Annotated in this window: 1 protein-coding gene; it reads right to left on the bottom strand. The window is 36.1% G+C overall.

The genetic code is table 11. The annotated features are described in order from the left end of the window. Positions 1 to 37: 37 nt before the first annotated feature. Positions 38 to 427: IS3 family transposase (locus tag GQ593_RS13475; protein WP_160432481.1), on the bottom strand; the 390-nt coding region annotated here is incomplete at its 5' end.

Raw genomic sequence — 427 nt, 5'->3', positions numbered from 1 at the left:
TGGAATGGCAACACATTTTAGTACCAAAAAGATAAGGTCATCGATTTCTTTTGTATTCAATCGGCGACTGGTAATTTAATGTTGAATGAATTCGATTATAATTAAACCAATCCACATAGTGATTAAATTCCAATTTAAGTTGCGCCAATGAATCAAAAATAGTATTTGACACAAATTCTGTTTTCACTGCTTTGAATGTGCTTTCTGCAATTGCGTTATCATAGGGGCAGCCTTTGCGACTTAACGACCGTTTAATTCCAAATGCTGTTAAACATTCATCAATCAAATGATTATCAAACTCTTTTCCTCTATCAGAATGAAACAACTCAATCGTCTGTAAGTTCATTGGAATTTGACTCATAGCTTGCATGACCAGTGCCGCTGTTTTATGCCTGCCAGCACTTCGCCCCACTATTTCTCGATTACT

Origin of the sequence: Gilliamella sp. Pas-s25, from assembly GCF_009795885.1 — a bacterium.
Taxonomy (GTDB): Bacteria; Pseudomonadota; Gammaproteobacteria; order Enterobacterales; family Orbaceae; genus Gilliamella.
Note: the sequence above shows the minus strand (reverse complement) of the source record. Positions and strands in the feature narration are given on the sequence as shown.